The organism is Kribbella sp. NPDC051952 (assembly GCF_040680855.1).
Taxonomy (GTDB): domain Bacteria; phylum Actinomycetota; class Actinomycetes; order Propionibacteriales; family Kribbellaceae; genus Kribbella.
Genome location: NZ_JBFAXQ010000035.1, coordinates 37,316 through 51,227, shown reverse-complemented (window position 1 = coordinate 51,227; position 13,912 = coordinate 37,316). Strand labels below are relative to the sequence as shown.

Genomic DNA, 13,912 nt, shown 5'->3' with positions numbered 1-13,912 from the left:
CATGACCGGACAGTACGAGATCCGCATCGAGGGCCACCTCGAATCCCGCTGGGCCACCTGGTTCGACCAGATGACGCTCACCCGGGAGAACGACGGCACCACTCGCATCCAGGGTCCGGTCGTCGACCAGGCCGCACTGCACGGCCTGCTCCAGAAGGTGCGCGACCTCGGGCTGCCGCTCGTCTCGGTCCGGCAGGTCGCGTCCGACCACCCCGGCAAGGAGACCTTGAGATGACCACCATCACCACGACTACGCGAGTACCGATGAGCACGCTGCGGAAGACCGCGTTCGTAGCGGGCGCGCTGTACCTGCTCACCTTCGTCAGCTCGATCCCGGCAGTCCCGCTGCTCGGGCCGGTGCTGAACGATCCGAACTACATCATCGGCTCCGGCGCCGATACCCGAGTGCTCTTCGCGTGCCTGCTGGACCTGATCAACGCGCTCGCCGCCATCGGTACGGCGGTCGCCTTGTTCCCGGTCGTGCGACGGCAGAACGAGAGCCTGGCGCTGGGCTTCGTCACCACTCGTCTCTTCGAGGCCGCGGTGATCGCCATCGGCATCGTGAGCCTGATGTCGGTCGTGACGCTTCGCCACGCCGGCGCGACCGGCCCCGAGGCGGACTCACTGCTGATCGCGGGCCATTCACTCGTTGCGGTCCGCAACTGGACCATGCTGCTCGGCCCCGGCGTGATGGCCGCGCTGAACGGGCTCATGCTCGGCACCCTGATGTACCGCTCCCGGCTCGTGCCCCGGATCATCCCGACCGTGGGCCTGATCGGTGTCCCGCTGCTCCTGATCTCGGCGATCTCCACCTGGTTCGGCGGCTTCGACCAGTTCTCCGGCCCCGCTCTGGTCCTCGTCCTGCCCATCGCCGCCTGGGAGTTCTCCCTCGGCGTCTGGCTCGTCGTCAAGGGCTTCGACCGAGCCGCTATCGAACGCCTCGCACCGGCACAATGGTGAAGGCCCCAACCATCGCGCACACCCCGGCGACGGCGTACAGAACGCCGTAGCTGCCACCACCGACGGCCAGGATCGCCGGAGCGACAGCCGCCGCGACGGACCCAGGAAGAGCGCCCGCGATGTTCAGTACGCCGAGATCCTTCGCGGCGTTCTCCTGGTCCGGCAGTACGTCGACGACGAGCGCCAGGTCGACGGCCATGTACAGACCGAATCCGAGTCCACCGATCGCCATGCCGACCAGATAGCCGTTGAAACTGACGGCGCTGCTGATCACGAACATCGCCGACCCGTAGACGATCGATGCGCTGAGGACGAACACCTTCCGCCGGTGCGTCCAGTCGGACAGCCGGCCACCGATCAGGGACGCGATGACGATGACGGCCGACTGGACGAGGGTGCCGAGGAAGATCTGCCGCGGTACGTCGGCCTCGGCACTGCCGAGCTTGTCCAGCAGGTAGTAGGCCTGGTACGTGAACAGGAAGGCGTAGGCCAGCACGAACAGGAAGCGGCTCGCGAACGCCCAGGCGAAGTCCGGGTTCTTGCGCGGCGAGACGTAGAAGGTACTGGCGAATTCCCGCAGCGACCACGCCGGCTTGTCCTCGGTGGCAAGCCGGCGATCGTCGAGGAACACCGCGAACAGCAGGATGAAGAACCCGCCGATCACACACGGAGCCAGGAACATCGCGACCTGATGGCCGGTGAACAGCTTGACCACGTAGGTGCCGCTCACCGAGGCGATCGGCAGACAAACGCCGAGTACGCCGGCGACCAAGCCTCGCTGCCCCGTGGGGACCTGGTCCGGCAGCACCGCGACTTCGACGGCGAGCAAGGCGTTGAAGAACAGTTGGGCGACGCACCACCCGATGAGTACGACGGGCACGTTCGGTGCGACCGCGACCACGAAGACGCCGAGGGAACCACCCACGAGGCCGGTGACCATCCACGGACGCCGCATGCCCAGGCGTGACGACGTACGGTCGCTCAGCTTGCCGAAGAACGGGTTGCCGACCATGGCGATCAGGCCGCCGATGCCGGCGACGAGCGCCAGGTTGCGCGGGGCCGCCTCGATCCCGACCAGCGAGTTCACCTTCAATGCGAGGGTGACCAGCAGGGGCGCGATCAGCACCAGGCAGGTGCTCAGGTAGGCCAGCGTGTACAGCACGATGAAGCCCCAGCCGACCGGGCGCGCGTCAGCGGCCCCAGCCCCCTCCGTCGTTCGGTCCTTCAGCCGACCCCTCGTCACGATGGCCCCACAGTGCGCCTCGTTCGGCGGCTTGTCGAGGCGTGGAATTGTCCGGGGGTGGCTCTACGGTGAGCTGATGGAGGAACTATGAGTGGTGTAGAGGGTGGGCTCACGGTTCGGGCGCTGACGTCGGAGACCTGGCCTGCGTTCGCCGAGTTGGTCGAGGCGAACAACGGGGTGTGGGGCGGCTGCTGGTGTATGGGGTTCCACGTCAAGCTCGGCAAGGGGCGGACGGCGGCGCAGAACCGCGCCGAGAAGGAGGACCTGGTCAACCAGGGCCTCACCCACAACTCGCTGGTGTTCGACGGGGACAAGTGCCTCGGCTGGTGTCAGTTCGGCTCGCCGGACGAGCTGCCGGAGATCAAGAGCCGACGGCTGTACGAGAAGGGCCTCGAGGCCCTGCCGGACTGGCGGATCACCTGCTTCTTCACCGGCAAGGGCCTACGAAAACGCGGCGTCGCCCACGCCGCGCTCGGTGGGGCACTCGACGAGATCGCCCGCAGCGGCGGAGGCGTCGTCGAGGGCTACCCCGAGGAGACCGACGACCGCACGGTGGCCGGATCGTTCCTCCACACCGGACCGATGTCGGCCTTCGAGAGCTACGGCTTCACCCGCACCAGGCCGATCTCTCCACACCGCTGGGTCGTCACCCTGATCGTGAAACCAGCCTGAGCTCAGGCCCGGTCGGCGCAGAGTTCGTCGGCGATCCGTTCGCCGATCACCAGGCACGCGGTCGCGGCCGGCGACGGGGCGTTGAGGACATGCAGCGTGCGGCCGTCCCGGAGGAACAGGAAGTCATCGACGAGCTTGCCTTCACGGGTGACCGCTTGAGCGCGCACGCCTGCCCCAGAACGCCGTACGTCGGCAACGCGCAGCTCGGGCAGCATCCGCTGCGCCTCCCGTACGAGCGCCCGCCCGGTGAGCGACCGCATGACCTCCTTGGCGCCCGTCTTCGCGTACCGCCGGGCCAACCGCCACGTGCCCCGATAACTCATCGAGTCCCACAGATCCCGCGGGACGATCTTCGACCAGGAGTAGCCCTCCCGGGCCAGCGCGGGTACGGCGTTCGGCCCGACGTGGACGGTCCCGTCGATGCCCCGGGTCAGGTGCACGCCGAGGAACGGCAGGTCGGGATCGGGCACCGGATAGACCAGTCCCTTCACTAGGAAATCCCGCTCGGGCACGATCTCGCTGAACTCGCCGCGGAACGGCAGAATCCGCACGCCCGGGTCGAGTCCAGACGCCCGCGCCAACCGGTCCGCGTGCAACCCGGCGCACACCGCGACGCGGTCCGCCTCAATCACGTCCTCGGTCGTCCGCACCCGCACGACGGAACCCGCGTTGTCGATCGACGTCACCGTCACCCCGGTACGGATCTCACCGCCGGCGGCCCGGACATCCTCGGCCAACGCGGCCGCGACGAGCTTGAAGTCCACCCGCCCGGTCGAATCGACCGCCAGCGCGCCCTTGACCCGGAGGTGCGGTTCGCGTTCAGCGACCTCGCCGAGGGACAGCCGCCGGACCGGGACGCCGTTCTCCTGGCCGATGCCGAACAGCCGGTCGAGCTGTGGCAGCTCGGCCTCAGTCGTCGCGACGACCAGCTTGCCGGGGATGTCCACGGGAATGTTCTTGGCGTCGCAGTACTCCTTCAGCGCCGCTCCCCCGGCGACCGCCAGGCGCGCCTTCAGGGAGCCGGGCCGGTAGTACAGCCCCGAGTGCACGACCCCGGAGTTGTGCCCGGTCTGATGCGCCGCGACGGACGATTCCTTCTCGAGGACGACGACCGGCGTACCGGGGTCGAGGCGCTGCAAACTCCGCGCGACCGCCAGCCCGACGATGCCGCCGCCGACCACAACCGCAGATCTCATCGACCCTCCCAGTACCGGCCGCGTCCACCGCGGCCTGTCCACAAGAGCTGGAACAGCACCCCAAAAATACAGTTCCGGCGACTAGTGTCGGGACCATGACCGAACTCGTCGTGGATGCTCCGATCGCCGCCGTCACCGTCTATCCGGACCGCGCGCGGGTCACCCGCCGCGGCAAGATCAGCGTTCCGGCCGGCGACCAGACGGTGTACGTCGAGCCGCTGCCGCTCACCCTGCACGAGGACTCGGTCCGGGTCTCCGGCCACGGACCGGCCACGGTGCTCGGCGTGGATCTGACCATGCGGCATCATCCGCAGGCGCCCGACGAGACCGTCGCCGAGCTCGAGCGGCAGCGCCGCGACGCCGAGGCCGAGGTCGCGGAACTGGCCGACGCCGATGACGTCCAGGCCCAGCTCGACGCGTTCCTGACCCAGCTGGCCCGGCGAGCCGGCAACAGCTTCGCCCGGACACTCGCCTCCGCCGAACCGGGCGCCGAGCTCAGCGGGTTCACGGAGTCGCTCGCGGCCCGGTTGGCCGCCGTACGGACGACGCGACGGGAGCTCGCCACGCAGCGGCGCGAAGCTGACGAGCGCCTCGATGCCGCCGACCGCCGGCTGGCCGCGGTCGCACAGCAGCGCACCCCGGACCGGCGAGCCGCTGCGGTCGCGCTCTCGCTGGAGGCCGAGGCGGAGGTGGAGATCGAGCTCTCGTACGTCGTACCCGGCGCCGGCTGGACCAGCTCGTACGACGTTCGCCTCACCGGCGACCAGCTCACGCTGAGCTGGTTCGGGCTCATCACCCAGCAGACTGGTGAGGACTGGCCGGAGTGCGACCTCACGCTCTCGACGGCCCGGCCGACGGTGGCCGCGAAGGTACCAGAGCTCGAGCCCTGGTACCTCGACCGTTTCCACCCGCCGATGCCGGTGGCGCCGGGCGCTGCTCCCGGCGGTGCTCCGCTGCGGCGCGGCCGCGATGCGCTCGCAATGACTGAACAGGCTCAGTTTGCCGGGGCAGCCGCACCCGCACCCGCCTTCGCCGACGTCTCGGCGACCGTCGAACAAGGTGTCACCGCGGCGACCTACACACCGCCCCGCCCGGTAGCCGTACCAGCCGACGGCGCCTCGCACCGCGCCACGATCGCCGCGATCGACCTCGACGCGGAGCTCGACTACGTGACCGCGCCGGTCCGGTCGAACGACGTACACTTGCGCGCAACGGTCGTGAACTCCTCCGCCCACACCCTGCCCGCCGGCAAAGCCGCCGTCTTCCACGAGGCCGACTTCGTCGGCTCCGCCGCCCTTCCCCTCTGGGCCCCCGGCGAGGACGTCGAGCTCGCCCTGGGCCTGGACGACCGCATCCGCGTCGAGCGCAAGCTCGTACGCCGTACCGCCACCAAGGCAACCCTCGGATCGACCCGCCGCCGCGAGGTCGAATACGAAACCCAGCTCGAGAACCACACCCCCCGCGAAGCCCGCATCACCGTCCTCGACCAACTCCCAGTCGCCCGAGACCACGAGATCACGGTAAAACCCACCACCACCGACCCAGCCCCCACCGAAACCACCGACCTAGGCGTAATCACCTGGAAACTAACCCTTGCCCCAGGCACCGAAACAAAGATCCACCTCGGCTACCGAGTAGACACCGCCAAATCGGTAGAGCTCACCGGCTGGCGCGAGTAGTCAGCGGCGGGTGCGGAGGGCTTGGGCCAGGTCGTCGAGGGCGGGGAGGGCGGCGATGATGGTTTGGGCGGAGGCTGCCGGCATCTGGTCGAGGCAGGCGCCGATGGCTTCGGTGCGGAGGAGTTTGACGCGTTCGTGGAGTTTGCGGCCGGCGGCGGTTGCTTCGACGCGGACGGCGCGGAGGTCGTCGGGGTTCGGGTCGCGCTGGATCAGTTCGAGTTCGGTGAGGCGGCCGACCACGCGGGACAGCATGGTCGGGTTGAGGCCTTCGAACTGGGCGAGCTCGGTCAGGCCGAGTGGACCGCGGACCGTGATCAGGCCGAGCACGGAGGCCTGAGTCGGGGTCAGGCCCTCGTCGGTCGCGGTGGTGTTGAGCTCCCGCGCCAGCTTGGAGATCACCCCGCGGAGCTTGCTCAAGGTCTCGGTGTCAGTCATCTCATCCCTTTATTGCCTGCCAGCAAGCAATGTAGTGTATTCATCGATGGAACCGTCGAGTTCACCCTCAGTCATCACCGAGCCGGCCCCGGACGAACCACTGGCGCACCGGCGGCTCGTCTTCGGCATCGTCGCGATCGCCCTGCTGATGGCATCGATCGATCAGACCATAGTGGCGACCGCGCTCAACGCCATCCGCGGCGACCTCCACGCGGAGCTGACCTGGAGCGGCTGGACGATCACCGTCTACGCGCTCGGCCAGATCATCGTGATGCCGCTGGCCGGCCGGCTCGGCGACCAGTTCGGGCGCAAGAAGGTCTTCCTCGGCGCCGCGGCGCTGTTCACGATCGCCTCGCTGTGCTGCAGCCTGGCCGACAACATCTACCTGCTGGTGGTGTTCCGCGCCCTGCAGGCGATCGGCGGCGGCGCGTTCATGCCGACCGCCACCGGCATCGTGTCCGAGCAGTTCGGCCGTGACCGGGACCGGGCGATCGGGATGTTCACCTCGATCTTCCCGATCGGCGGCATCATCGGCCCGATCATCGGCGGCGTCATCGTCACGTACTGGTCCTGGCGCGAGATCTTCGTGGTGAACATCCCGATCGGGATCCTGCTGATCGCGCTCGGCCTGCGCTTCATCCCGAACAGTCCACCGAAGGTCGCCGCCCGAGTCGACGGAACCGGGGCCGCGCTGCTGGCGTTGACACTGCTCTTCGGCATGTTCGGGATCAGTTCGCTCGGCGGCAGCGGCGCGGAACCGACCGACGTACTGTTCATCGCGCCGATGGCGCTCGCGGTGGTGCTCGGCGTGCTGTTCGTCCGGCACGCCAACCGGCACGCGGCGCCGTTCATCCCGATCAGCCTGCTGCGCGGCCGCGGCTTCGGGGCGATGAACCTGATCAACTTCCTCTTCGGCGCGGCCATGCTGGGCTTCGGTGCCCTCGTCCCCCTGTACGCCGAATCCCGGTACGGCATCCAGCCACTCCAGGCCGGCACCCTGCTGACCGCACGGGCCGTCGGGATGATCTGCGTCGCGGGCCTGGCCGTGTTCGCGCTCCGGCGTACCGGGTATCGGGCTCCGATGGTGGGCGGCTTCGTGCTCGTCGCCGCCGGCATGACGGTGATGTCGCTGGCTCCGCACGGACTCACGCCGTACGCGTGGCTGGCGATGGCGGCCGGGATCACCGGCATCGGCATGGGGTTGTCGATTCCCGCGTCCAACAACGCCAGCCTGCAGTTGGCGCCGGACCAGATCTCCGCGATCGCCGGCCTGCGCGGGATGTTCCGGCAGTCGGGCGGGATCGTGGCGGTCTCCATCACCACCGCGATCCTCACCCACTCGGCGCACAGCGGGCTGACGCAGGCCTACACCTTCGTGGTCTTCGCCGCCCTCCTGCTCGTGATGATTCCGATCGCCTTCCTGGTGCCGGATCACCGCGGGCATTGGTGATCAGTCGCCGACCCAGAAGTTGATCTCTCGCTGGGACGGCGTGTTCGGCTTCAGGTACCCGTTCTGCCAGGTGTCGGTGTCGACGAGCCCCTTCCAGCGGCGGGCGGGATCCTCGAACCTTCGGCGGAACCGCCAGCGGTACTGGTTGTAGACGGACATGATGTTCGTGGCGTAGGCGCCGGCCAGGGCCGGGGCGTCGCGGATCATCAGCAGGTTCTCGTCGTTCGTCCCGCTCGCCTTCGGGCCGAGATTGTGCGATCCGGTCAGGACCACCGGGTTCGGGCCGATCGGGTCGACGATGATCACCTTGCTGTGCACCATCGCGAACGCGCGATCCAGCTTCTTCAGTTCGCGCCGGAAGAACTTGGTCGGCGCGTCGATGGCGGCCGGCAGTACGACGCCGTAGTCGGTCTTCTCCCGGTTGCGCTGATCGAACAGTTCCACCGGCGTCTTCGTCGTACTCGGATCCTGGTTGACCACGCCACGGATGTAGAGCCGGGTGCCGGCCTGATCGGAGCGGGCCAGCTCGATGATTGTGTTGAGCAACGTTTCGCGCGGGCCGGGGTTGAACATCAGGAACAGTACGGCGCGCTCGGCCGCATTGATGATCTCGCGCGCGTCGACCAGGTCGACATGACCCGTCGTCGGCGTGAACCACAGCCGCGTGTGCGCCTTCTTGATCGCATGATCGCGAGGCTGACTGTTGCTGTCGCGCAGCGTCTGCGGTGTGGTGTCGCCCGCGTCGCGCAGGATGTCCCACTGGCTGCGGTACTCCCCCGCCAACGCCGGATTGTCGAGCAACACCGAGTTGTTCGCTTGCGTACAGAGTCCGGTCTCAGTCCAGTTCTGGCTGCCGGTCCACACCCACCGCGGCGATTGGTTCTTGGCACAGACGACCAGGAACTTGTTGTGCCCCAAGGCTCGCGGCGAAATCATCCGGTGGTGCAACTCGACCTTGCCCTCGAGTTGCGCGCGGGCGGCGGCGTTCTGGTCCTCGCCCTTCTTCTTCACGCTCCCGTTGGCCAGGACGACGTGCGCGCGCTGACCGAGTTTCAGCAGCGCATCGATCAGCTGCTGATCATCGAGTTCATAAAGTACGGCGTACACGTGCAGCTTCTGCTTTGCGGCAGTGGCCAGCAACGCGAACAGGCGCTCGCCGAGCGGGCCGGCCAGGTAGGTGCGAAGAGGATCGCCCGGAGTGGCGATGATCTTCTCCAGTGCGGCGTTCTGCAGGTCGTGCTCGGTCACGCCGAGCCGCCGCGACACCCATTGCGACGCGACGATGCCGCGGTTGAAGACGACCTCGATGCCGGCGCTCATGGTGTGGTTGAGCGTCACCTCCGGCGTCCACTCACTCGTCGCCGCCGGGTCGGCCGTCAGGTTCTTCTTGTCCGGACCGACCATCGCCACGACTCGATACGCGAGTACATCGCCCGGGTTGGCCATGTAGTCGGTCCACTGGTACTTCTGGATCGGCCAGTTCGTGGAGGCCCGACGTTCACCGTCGACCCACTTGTCGGTCTCGAAACCGACCCACGTGCTGACGACCTCCTCCACCCCGTTGCGGCGCCGCAGCAACGCGAACCCGCGGCAGCCGTCGATGAACCCATCCGGCTTCCACGCGACGAAAACATCATCACCATTGTGATGAACCCGAACCTTCATAAGGCTCCCCCCTCAACCGCACTATCCCGCCCCCACGAGACATTGCCAAGCCCTCAGAGCGCCGGTGGATCCGCCACCTCGAAGTGCGCGACCGTGGTCTCCCGGTCTAGCAGGTACTCGTCGTCCTCGGGGTAGTACTTGGCATGCTCGATGTCGTCCCCGGCGAAGGCACGGATGTGATCGAGATCGGTCCACCAGCTCAACGTGATGATCTCGGTCCGACCGTCGCCGAGGTCACGGGTGAGCAGCTGAGCCCCTTGATTCCCAGGCGTACGGCGATACCCGGACATCCCGGTCCGCTCGACGATGTCGACGTACTCGGCGGCCTTCTCGGTCCGGACCCATCCCCGCCACATTCGCGCGATCATCTGCCCACCGTACGACTCAGGAGGACCGGAACGCTTCTACTGCGGTCGGGAGGGTGTAGAAGACCCGGTTCGGGCCGAGGCGGTCGAGGAAGCCGGCGGCCTGGAGGTCGTCACGGAGTTCCTGTTTGACCCGGGCCAGGGCCAGGACGATGCCGCGGTCGTCGAGTTCCTCGCGGAGCGACTCGAGGGCGTCGATGGCGGTGATGTCGATCTCGATGTTCGCCTCGGTGTTGAGCAGCAGCCAGCGGACGGGAGTTTCCGCAGCGTCGACCGCGGCCAGCGCGCGGCGCCGGAAGTTCTCGGCGTTGGCGAAGAACAGCGGCGAGTCGTAGCGGTAGACGACCAGGCCGGGGACGGGCTCGGCGTTCGGGTAGTCGTCGATGTCGTGCATGCCCGCGATCCCGGGCACGTACCCGAGGATGCCGTCGTGCGGTCGCGCGACCCGGCGCAGTACGTCGAGCACCGACAATCCGACCGCCACGAGTACGCCGTACAGGACGTCGAGCGCGACGACTCCGACGGTCGTTGCCAAGGCCAACAACAGTTCGCTGCGCCGGAAGCCGGCCACCCGGCGGAACTCGCCGACCTCGATCAGCCGGATGGCGGCGTAGACCACGAGCGCGCCGAGCGCCGGGATCGGGAACGTCGACAGCAGCGGCCCGGCGAACAACAGGGTCGCGATGATCACCACCGCGGCGACCAGCGAGTACACCTGGCTCTTCGCGCCCGATGCCGCGGCCAGCGCCGTACGACTTCCGGAGCTGCTGATCGGGAATCCGCGGACCAACGCCGCGGACACATTGGCCAACCCGAGCACGAGCAGTTCGCGATCCGGATCAACCCGTTCATCACCCCGCGCCGCGAACGCCCGTCCCGTCAGCACCGTGTCGGTGTACCCGACCAACGCGACCCCCAGCGCAGCGACCGCCAGCAGCCCAAGGTCGCCGACCTCGAGCGAAGGCAGCCGCGGAACCGGCAACCCGCTCGGCACCTCGCCGACGAGCGCTACTCCCCTGTCGGCCAACCCGGCCGCCCACGTCACCAGCGCAGCCAACGCCACCACGATCAACGGCCCGGGCAGGCGCGGCGTCCACCGAGCCAGCGCCAGCAACGACACCAGCGCGACCACCGACACTGCTATCGGCGCCAACCGCCACTGACCGATCAGCCGAAGCGCAGACAGCACCTCGGCGGGCGGCGTATCGCCCTCTACCGGCGCTCCGGTCAACCGCCCGAGCTGCCCGGTCATCATGATCACCGCGATCCCGGCGAGATAGCCGATCAGCACCGGCTTCGACAGCAGGTCCGCGAGGAACCCCAACCGAGCCAGCCAGCCGACCACGCAGATGACCCCGACCAGCAGAGCCAGTACGGCGGCCAGCGCCGCATAGCGAGCCGGATCACCAGCAGCCAACGGACCGAGCGCGGTCGCCGTCAACAGGGCCGTGGTCGATTCAGGTCCCAGCGACATCAACCGTGACGAGCCGAGCAGGAAGTAGATCAGCAGCGGGCCGATCGCGACCCACAACCCGGTGACCGCCGGCAGCCCGGCGAGCTGCGCGTAGGCCATCACCTGCGGCACGAAGTACGCCGCCACCGTCACACCCGCGATCGCATCCGCCCGGAACCAGCCCAGGCGGTACTGCCGGAGCGTGGCAACTCCGGGAGACGACAACGACCATCGACCCATCGCAGCAGTGTCCCCCGAGCGGGACGTCGATGAGGTCAGTGACGCTCTTCGAGGCCGATCGCGTCGCGAAGCTTCTGGGTCGCGTCCTGCAGGGCCGGATCCGTGCGGCCCTGGGACGTCATCAACTCGGCCAGCGCCTCGGCGATCACGTTCAGCTTCTCCTGCGCCGCCTCCTCGGACCGGCGGGACGCGTTCTCGAGCAGCACCAGCAGTAGCAAGGTGACCACGCTCGCGACCGTGTGGATCGCGACCTGCCACGACTTCAGATCCACCCAGAACGGCAGGCTGATCAACCAGACGACGACGATCCCGGTGCAGATGAAGAAGAACGGCGCCTGGCTCACCCGCAGGTACGCCATCTCGACGAACCGGTCGAACGACCCGCGACGATCCCCTTCCCGCCGCGATTTCGCTGCCTCGGTCCGATCCATCCCCGGAGCCTAGCCCCCGGTCTGTCAGTCGGTGAAGGCGTTGCGCATCGAGACCAGTTCGATGCCGTGGGCCTCGATCGTCTGACGGATCTCCGGGTCGAGCACGAGCTCCTGGTCCGTGAGGCGGTACTCCTCGGCCCAGCGGTAGGTGTACGTGCCCGGTGCGGTCAGTGCGGCGAGCTCCGGGTGGGCAGCCGCGCAGTGCGTGACCAGGAGGTGTACGCCGGGCGTGAGGCCGGCAAGATGGTCGAGCAACCAGGGCTTCTTGTCGGCCGCGTCCCGGTCGCTCAGCGTCTCGATCGAGGCAAACTTCTGCGACTCCACCGGCCCGTAGATGTACGGCTTCCCGGCCGCGCTGGACACCTCGGCGTACGCGTCCGGCACGCTGTCGCCCATGTGGACGTCCAGATAGTCGATCGTCAGGCCCTCGGCGGCGAACTTCGCCACCTGCGCGGACAACTCGCGTACGGCGTCATCGTGCGCGATCGACGCCCGCACCTCCTCGACCGTGCGGCGGAACGTTCCGTCCTCGCCCACCAGCGACGGCCCGTCGGTCAGCGGCCGCCAGCGCAGGTAGTCCCACTCACACGTCAGCGTCTGATGGACGCCGAGCGGGATCCCGGACTCACGCGCGAGCGTCGCGGCCTCGGTGAACCACGGGCACGCGGCCATCGTCGACGCCTGCGTCAGGATCCCGTCCTCGAAGGCCTGCAGGGTGCCGACGTTGACGGCGTGACACATGCCGAAGTCGTCACCTTGAACGATCAGACGGATTTCACCAGCCACGGGCACTCCTGAGATCGGCGGACGAACCGACGTCGACCGTACCTCAGGACGATGATCACTTCGCGGTGTACGTCAGTACGACGGCTCCGTTCCCGATCTCGCTGACCTCGGCCAGGTCGAAGTGGGTCCGGGCCAGCCCCGGGAGGAGGCTGTTGCCCGAGCCGGCGACGAACGGGAAGAGCCACAGGTGCAGTTCGTCGAGCAGCCCGGCCTCGATCAGAGCCTTGCTGAACGAGCCCGTGCCGTACTTCAGCAGGACACCTTCCTGAGAGTCCTTCAACTTGCGGACCGCCTCGACCGCGTCCCCGGCCAGGATCTCGGCGTTCCACTTGGCGTCGGTAAGGGTGCGGGAGGCGACGTACTTAGGCAGCGGGTTGATCAGGTTGGCCAGATGGTCCTCGCGCTCCGGCCAGGAGTCCGCGAAGACCTCGTACGTCTCGCGGCCCAGCACCAGCGCGTCCGCGGCCTCGAGCAACTTCGCCGCCTCGCCGACATGCTGGTCGCCCTGGAACTGCATCTGCCCGGCCCAGAAATCATCGCCGGAGACCATGCCGTCCAGCGAGATGTACGTCGATTCGATCAGCTTCATGCGGCCGAAAACTATCGATCGCGGTCGTCGGCTGTCTTGTACCGAAACGCAATCTCACAGGCCCAGGACCGCCGTACCGCGTGCCACCTCGGCCGGAGTGTGACCGATCAACTGTCGCAACGACCGGGTCAGCTGCGGCTGGTCGTAGAAGCCGGCGGTCGTGACGACCTCCGCGATCGCCACTCCTCCGTGCAGCAGGTGCACCGCGTGCCGCGCCCGCTCGATCAACTGCAGCTTGCGCCGGGACAACCCGACGGCCCGGACGAAGCGGCTCTGCGCGGTCCGCTCCGGCAGCCTGCGTACGGCGACGCCGTGCCGCAACTCCTCGACCACCGGATCGAACGCCAGCAATCCAGCCCGCTCGAGGCGCGTGAAGAACACGTCCAGATTGTCCGGCGTCGGCATCTCCCAGGCCCGACCGTCCAGCAGGATCCGTCCGTCGGACAGTGTCGGCAGGATCGCGTCCCGCAGGTTGCTGAGCCGCGCCGGTGGGAACATCGGCAGGTACGCCCCGAGCCGGAAGTCGGACCCGAAGAACTCCGCGTCGGCCGGACACGTCATCGGTGACGCCTTTGTCGCCGGACCGCGCAGATGCACCGCCCACTTGCCACCGATCCGGGCGAACCCGATCCCAGGGTGGCTCGTGGCCAGCGAGCTGAAGCCGGTCGGACTGTCACACTCCGCGGTCCACACCCCGGTCAGAACGCCGTCCGGCCCACTCACAAACCGACTCGTCATCCCCACCCAA

Annotated in this window: 15 protein-coding genes; 5 read left to right on the top strand and 10 right to left on the bottom strand. The window is 68.0% G+C overall.

Translation table 11 applies throughout. From position 1 onward, the window contains the following. Nucleotide 1 precedes the first annotated feature (1 nt). Both AB0L70_RS37675 and AB0L70_RS37670 read left to right on the top strand, forming a co-directional pair. Nucleotides 2-235: a hypothetical protein gene (locus AB0L70_RS37675; protein ID WP_363691654.1), complete on the top strand. Its 234-nt coding sequence runs from the start codon at nucleotides 2-4 to the stop codon at nucleotides 233-235. Next, nucleotides 232-960 carry a DUF4386 domain-containing protein gene (locus AB0L70_RS37670; RefSeq protein ID WP_363691653.1) on the top strand — a complete coding sequence of 243 codons (729 nt, stop codon included), beginning with the start codon at nucleotides 232-234 and terminating at the stop codon, nucleotides 958-960. Before AB0L70_RS37675 ends, AB0L70_RS37670 begins: the two co-directional genes overlap by 4 nt. On the opposite strand, the gene AB0L70_RS37665 is transcribed toward AB0L70_RS37670, so the two are convergent. Beyond that, complete coding sequence (locus tag AB0L70_RS37665; protein ID WP_363691652.1) at nucleotides 929-2,203, bottom strand: MFS transporter; 1,275 nt, start codon at nucleotides 2,201-2,203, stop codon at nucleotides 929-931. The two genes, AB0L70_RS37670 and AB0L70_RS37665, sit on opposite strands and share 32 nt — an antisense overlap. Before the next feature lie 87 nt (nucleotides 2,204-2,290). Between AB0L70_RS37665 and AB0L70_RS37660 the strand changes: the two genes are divergently transcribed. Beyond that, nucleotides 2,291-2,875, top strand: a complete 585-nt coding sequence (locus AB0L70_RS37660) for a GNAT family N-acetyltransferase (protein WP_363691651.1) — start codon at nucleotides 2,291-2,293, stop codon at nucleotides 2,873-2,875. A 2-nt stretch (nucleotides 2,876-2,877) separates the two neighbouring features. On the opposite strand, the gene lhgO is transcribed toward AB0L70_RS37660, so the two are convergent. After that, complete coding sequence (gene lhgO, locus AB0L70_RS37655) at nucleotides 2,878-4,071, bottom strand: L-2-hydroxyglutarate oxidase (RefSeq protein WP_363691650.1); 1,194 nt, start codon at nucleotides 4,069-4,071, stop codon at nucleotides 2,878-2,880. A 95-nt stretch (nucleotides 4,072-4,166) separates the two neighbouring features. Here lhgO and AB0L70_RS37650 point away from each other — a divergent pair, with 95 nt between their 5' ends. Next, nucleotides 4,167-5,750 carry a mucoidy inhibitor MuiA family protein gene (locus AB0L70_RS37650; RefSeq protein ID WP_363691649.1) on the top strand — a complete coding sequence of 528 codons (1,584 nt, stop codon included), beginning with the start codon at nucleotides 4,167-4,169 and terminating at the stop codon, nucleotides 5,748-5,750. Here the strand turns inward: AB0L70_RS37650 and AB0L70_RS37645 are convergent, their stop codons facing one another. Further along, nucleotides 5,751-6,185 carry a MarR family transcriptional regulator gene (locus AB0L70_RS37645; protein ID WP_363691648.1) on the bottom strand — a complete coding sequence of 145 codons (435 nt, stop codon included), beginning with the start codon at nucleotides 6,183-6,185 and terminating at the stop codon, nucleotides 5,751-5,753. Nucleotides 6,186-6,231: 46 nt separating this feature from the next. Between AB0L70_RS37645 and AB0L70_RS37640 the strand changes: the two genes are divergently transcribed. Then, complete coding sequence (locus AB0L70_RS37640; protein ID WP_363691647.1) at nucleotides 6,232-7,635, top strand: MFS transporter; 1,404 nt, start codon at nucleotides 6,232-6,234, stop codon at nucleotides 7,633-7,635. On the opposite strand, the gene AB0L70_RS37635 is transcribed toward AB0L70_RS37640, so the two are convergent. Genes AB0L70_RS37635 through AB0L70_RS37605 form a run of 7 tightly spaced genes read right to left on the bottom strand, consistent with a single transcriptional unit; the run spans nucleotide 7,636 to nucleotide 13,902 of the window. Then, nucleotides 7,636-9,300 carry a phospholipase D-like domain-containing protein gene (locus tag AB0L70_RS37635; RefSeq protein WP_363691646.1) on the bottom strand — a complete coding sequence of 555 codons (1,665 nt, stop codon included), beginning with the start codon at nucleotides 9,298-9,300 and terminating at the stop codon, nucleotides 7,636-7,638. It abuts the gene before it with no gap. 53 nt (nucleotides 9,301-9,353) lie between these two features. After that, the gene (locus tag AB0L70_RS37630; protein ID WP_363691645.1) at nucleotides 9,354-9,668 is read right to left on the bottom strand and encodes a hypothetical protein; all 315 of its coding nucleotides are present in this window, start codon (nucleotides 9,666-9,668) and stop codon (nucleotides 9,354-9,356) included. 16 nt (nucleotides 9,669-9,684) lie between these two features. Then, the gene (sulP, locus tag AB0L70_RS37625; RefSeq protein WP_363691644.1) at nucleotides 9,685-11,358 is read right to left on the bottom strand and encodes a sulfate permease; all 1,674 of its coding nucleotides are present in this window, start codon (nucleotides 11,356-11,358) and stop codon (nucleotides 9,685-9,687) included. A 35-nt stretch (nucleotides 11,359-11,393) separates the two neighbouring features. Then, nucleotides 11,394-11,789 carry a low affinity iron permease family protein gene (locus tag AB0L70_RS37620; protein ID WP_363691643.1) on the bottom strand — a complete coding sequence of 132 codons (396 nt, stop codon included), beginning with the start codon at nucleotides 11,787-11,789 and terminating at the stop codon, nucleotides 11,394-11,396. Nucleotides 11,790-11,813: 24 nt separating this feature from the next. Beyond that, entirely contained in the window at nucleotides 11,814-12,575 is a 762-nt protein-coding gene (locus tag AB0L70_RS37615) for a ChbG/HpnK family deacetylase (protein WP_363691642.1), read from the bottom strand. Between the two features lie 55 nt (nucleotides 12,576-12,630). After that, complete coding sequence (locus tag AB0L70_RS37610) at nucleotides 12,631-13,164, bottom strand: dihydrofolate reductase family protein (RefSeq protein WP_363691641.1); 534 nt, start codon at nucleotides 13,162-13,164, stop codon at nucleotides 12,631-12,633. Nucleotides 13,165-13,218: 54 nt separating this feature from the next. Further along, nucleotides 13,219-13,902 carry a helix-turn-helix domain-containing protein gene (locus tag AB0L70_RS37605; RefSeq protein WP_363691640.1) on the bottom strand — a complete coding sequence of 228 codons (684 nt, stop codon included), beginning with the start codon at nucleotides 13,900-13,902 and terminating at the stop codon, nucleotides 13,219-13,221. Between the last annotated feature and the right edge of the window lie 10 nt (nucleotides 13,903-13,912).

Bases quoted from the DNA above. Each gene is read 5' to 3' on its own strand.
- AB0L70_RS37675 (WP_363691654.1), top strand. From the start codon at position 2: ATGACCGGACAGTACGAGATCCGCATCGAGGGCCACCTCGAATCCCGC.
- AB0L70_RS37670 (WP_363691653.1), top strand. From the start codon at position 232: ATGACCACCATCACCACGACTACGCGAGTACCGATGAGCACGCTGCGG.
- AB0L70_RS37660 (WP_363691651.1), top strand. From the start codon at position 2,291: ATGAGTGGTGTAGAGGGTGGGCTCACGGTTCGGGCGCTGACGTCGGAG.
- lhgO (WP_363691650.1), bottom strand. From the start codon at position 4,071: ATGAGATCTGCGGTTGTGGTCGGCGGCGGCATCGTCGGGCTGGCGGTC.
- AB0L70_RS37650 (WP_363691649.1), top strand. From the start codon at position 4,167: ATGACCGAACTCGTCGTGGATGCTCCGATCGCCGCCGTCACCGTCTAT.
- AB0L70_RS37645 (WP_363691648.1), bottom strand. From the start codon at position 6,185: ATGACTGACACCGAGACCTTGAGCAAGCTCCGCGGGGTGATCTCCAAG.
- AB0L70_RS37640 (WP_363691647.1), top strand. From the start codon at position 6,232: ATGGAACCGTCGAGTTCACCCTCAGTCATCACCGAGCCGGCCCCGGAC.
- AB0L70_RS37635 (WP_363691646.1), bottom strand. From the start codon at position 9,300: ATGAAGGTTCGGGTTCATCACAATGGTGATGATGTTTTCGTCGCGTGG.
- AB0L70_RS37630 (WP_363691645.1), bottom strand. From the start codon at position 9,668: ATGATCGCGCGAATGTGGCGGGGATGGGTCCGGACCGAGAAGGCCGCC.
- sulP (WP_363691644.1), bottom strand. From the start codon at position 11,358: ATGGGTCGATGGTCGTTGTCGTCTCCCGGAGTTGCCACGCTCCGGCAG.
- AB0L70_RS37620 (WP_363691643.1), bottom strand. From the start codon at position 11,789: ATGGATCGGACCGAGGCAGCGAAATCGCGGCGGGAAGGGGATCGTCGC.
- AB0L70_RS37610 (WP_363691641.1), bottom strand. From the start codon at position 13,164: ATGAAGCTGATCGAATCGACGTACATCTCGCTGGACGGCATGGTCTCC.
- AB0L70_RS37605 (WP_363691640.1), bottom strand. From the start codon at position 13,902: ATGACGAGTCGGTTTGTGAGTGGGCCGGACGGCGTTCTGACCGGGGTG.